Genomic DNA, 2737 nt, shown 5'->3' on the forward strand with positions numbered 1-2737 from the left:
TTTGTGAAGTTTTAAGAATTCATCTGCAGTCACTAACTGCATTTTTTCATCTATGATTTTTTGAACCGTTTCTTTTTTATAAGGCAACAAGTGTTCTTGGAGTTTTTCAACCGAAAGTTTGTCAGTGCTATCAGAGATATCAGAAGGTTCGTATTTAAACCAGATTTTTTCGTAACTTGTATAACCACCAGTAATTTGCACGAACTCAGCGGTTGGGTGTTCCGTTTGAAATTGTTCCAACTGCTCTTCATAATTATTATCGCCAACATCAAATTCTTTAAATTTAATCATTCTCCGTCCTCCACAGGCACAAGCTCATAGCTCCCAGTTTGCATGCTGTCGATTTCTTGCTGGGTGAATTTATGAGCATCTTGTTTTTTAGGAGTAAAATTTTTATTCCAATCAAGCCATAAATCCTCAACATGATCATAATCACCGACTACTAACAACTCTTTAGCCTTCAAATAGAACAGCTGCGGTTTTTCGACTGTGTAACCGTCTAGCCATGCACGAACAAATTTTATCTGATTTTCTTTATCTGGTCGGACAAGATTATCTGGTTCATACGGATTTGGGTACATACCGTTTGGTAATTTGACTCCATTTGGAAAAAGCCAATCATAAACTTCTTCTGAATTATCATTAGCATCTCTATCCGGTCTAATAGCCCATATAAGACCGCAGTCAGACCTTTTGCATCTTTCAATGTATTCCGCCACACACTCAGGCACGACTGGCAGGGCTTGCTGTGGTTTTGCGTTACTTAGTTTACTTTCAAGATAATTGATATATTCATCTCGTTCTTGAATAAACTTGTGAGCTTCCCTATTTTTGTTAGTATAAAACTCTACGGCATTGCTTAGTAAAGGCTTGATACTATCTTGAGTGATATTGCTAATCGGTCTTTTCATTTCTTTAGTCATTTTTCGTGTCCTCCAAATTCATCATCCCTCCACCACTTTCACTAAATCAACTCCGAGGGCTTTGCCTGCGAGGTATAAAGCACATAAGTTTAAATTATCCTTGACAAAATCTTTTAATCCTGTAAATCCTGGAAAAGCTTCATCTTCATCAGCTTCATAAAATTCTCGTAATTCTACAAAATCATCAAGAATAGAGTAATCATCAAAACCATTTTCTTGAACATATCTTTTAGCTTCATTTGGTACTTTATCCAATAAATCTGCAATGCTTTTCGGAATCGTGAGCTGGGGTTTATTTAATCTAATTGCCTTTAATTCAAAATGTTCTTCACATTCTGGGCATTCTAAAATATTATTAACTGAAACGCAGTCATTCCATGAATCAAGTTCATAACCACAATTCGGGCATTTTTTATCACTCATCGTCGCTCCCTTCAAGTTCTTCTTTTGTCAATCCATTCTTAACTATTAGACCAACTGGGAACCCATCCCCTCCAATCGCTGCGAGTGCTTTTTCTAAATCAGGCAAAATCCAGTCTATTTGAATGGTTCCTAAATGCCCATCATGTTTAATCGTTCTAATAACATGATCGATATACTTTTTCGCAGTGTTAAGCTGTTCTTGTAGTTTTTCAACCGAAAGGTTGTCAGTTTCTCTCAGGTCATCAAGTTTGATATATTTTTCGTCAATCCGATATAACTCATTTGCTGCTATTTCAATCCCTTCACTTACATGAAGATTGATTATGTCCAATGCTTCATAAATTTTAATCGTCATTCTTCTACCTCAATCTGTTCATAGCTCCCAGTTTGCATGCTGTCGATTTCTTGCTGGGTTAGTTTTAAAATGCATTTTAGTTTAGGTAATTTACCTTTTTTAATACCTTGGTGTATTAAAACATTATCAGTTCCTTTTGCTAGATACCAATTAAGATGTGCATCACTCTTACTCATATCAATGTGTTTCAAATAGAATAGCTGCGGCTTTTCGACTTCATAGCCTGTAATTTTTAGACTTATTAAATGTGAAATAATCTTTTCTAAATCTACATAATAGGTTTGCTCTTGTACCCAAGATATAACGTCGTCCGGAACATTACAATTAGCAATTTTAAAAATTGATTTACCCGATAAAAAGTTCCCCACACACTCAGGCACGACTGGCAGGGCTTGCTGTGGTTGCCAATCTTTGAATGCCGTTAGTAGTTGAGCTTTATTATAGTATTCTGTGTCATTTTCACTTTTAGATACTTTTAAATTATTTAATTCTTCTTCAAATATAGTCATCTCAACCCCTCCAGCTTCTTCTTAAACTCGTTGTGAAAATAGTCAATATCTTTGTCGTCATAATCCACTTTTATATCACGGTCTTTACCACTTACGTATTTTATTTCTTCAGTCGTTCTGTTGCTCATTTCGTTGCCTCCAATAATTCTGGATTTTCATAAATATTTCCGGCAACATACATATCTGTGAATTCAGCTCTATACATGCTTATCGAGTTTCCAATATTAGTAGTATATTTGCCACTTGGTATTTTAGATGCTGGAATTGTTGATAAAGTTCCGTGATAAACTTCGAAGCTCCCTTCCCTATAAACTACAGGGATATACCAGTCAAATCCCTCGTATGTATAATGTATTAAATCACCTTCGAATACTTCAACACCTTGATCATCATGTAGTCCTGTTGACTGCATGAGGATAACATCTTCAAAGTTTCTTGTGATAGGGCCATCACTGCATGAGCATATCAAGTCGTCAATTGGAATATATTCGTGGAAATTCATTGACACTAGTTTGAGCATCTCAGCT

Annotated in this window: 5 protein-coding genes and 1 pseudogene; all 6 read right to left on the reverse strand. The window is 35.7% G+C overall.

Annotated features, from left to right (window positions below; all coding sequences use genetic code 11):
* Positions 1 to 291: pseudogene (locus GHI93_RS12690) on the reverse strand (hypothetical protein); the annotation flags it as partial.
* Positions 288 to 923: a DUF1642 domain-containing protein gene (locus GHI93_RS12695; protein ID WP_153497355.1), complete on the reverse strand. Its 636-nt coding sequence runs from the start codon at positions 921 to 923 to the stop codon at positions 288 to 290. The gene GHI93_RS12695 and the pseudogene GHI93_RS12690, both read right to left, overlap by 4 nt.
* 21 nt (positions 924 to 944) lie before the next feature.
* Positions 945 to 1346, reverse strand: coding sequence for a hypothetical protein (locus tag GHI93_RS12700; protein WP_153497356.1), 402 nt, complete (start codon positions 1344 to 1346; stop codon positions 945 to 947).
* Positions 1339 to 1701 carry a hypothetical protein gene (locus GHI93_RS12705; protein ID WP_246177160.1) on the reverse strand — a complete coding sequence of 121 codons (363 nt, stop codon included), beginning with the start codon at positions 1699 to 1701 and terminating at the stop codon, positions 1339 to 1341. The genes GHI93_RS12700 and GHI93_RS12705 overlap by 8 nt, the downstream gene beginning before the upstream one ends.
* Positions 1698 to 2210, reverse strand: a complete 513-nt coding sequence (locus GHI93_RS12710) for a DUF1642 domain-containing protein (RefSeq protein WP_153497357.1) — start codon at positions 2208 to 2210, stop codon at positions 1698 to 1700. The genes GHI93_RS12705 and GHI93_RS12710 overlap by 4 nt, the downstream gene beginning before the upstream one ends.
* 124 nt (positions 2211 to 2334) lie before the next feature.
* A partial coding sequence (locus GHI93_RS12715; RefSeq protein WP_153497358.1) for a YopX family protein occupies positions 2335 to 2737 on the reverse strand: 403 nt, incomplete at its 5' end.

Source organism: Lactococcus hircilactis (genome assembly GCF_009601015.1).
Taxonomy (GTDB): Bacteria; Bacillota; Bacilli; order Lactobacillales; family Streptococcaceae; genus Lactococcus; species Lactococcus hircilactis.

Bases quoted from the DNA above. Each gene is read 5' to 3' on its own strand.
- GHI93_RS12695 (WP_153497355.1), bottom strand. From the start codon at position 923: ATGACTAAAGAAATGAAAAGACCGATTAGCAATATCACTCAAGATAGT.
- GHI93_RS12700 (WP_153497356.1), bottom strand. From the start codon at position 1,346: ATGAGTGATAAAAAATGCCCGAATTGTGGTTATGAACTTGATTCATGG.
- GHI93_RS12705 (WP_246177160.1), bottom strand. From the start codon at position 1,701: ATGACGATTAAAATTTATGAAGCATTGGACATAATCAATCTTCATGTA.
- GHI93_RS12710 (WP_153497357.1), bottom strand. From the start codon at position 2,210: ATGACTATATTTGAAGAAGAATTAAATAATTTAAAAGTATCTAAAAGT.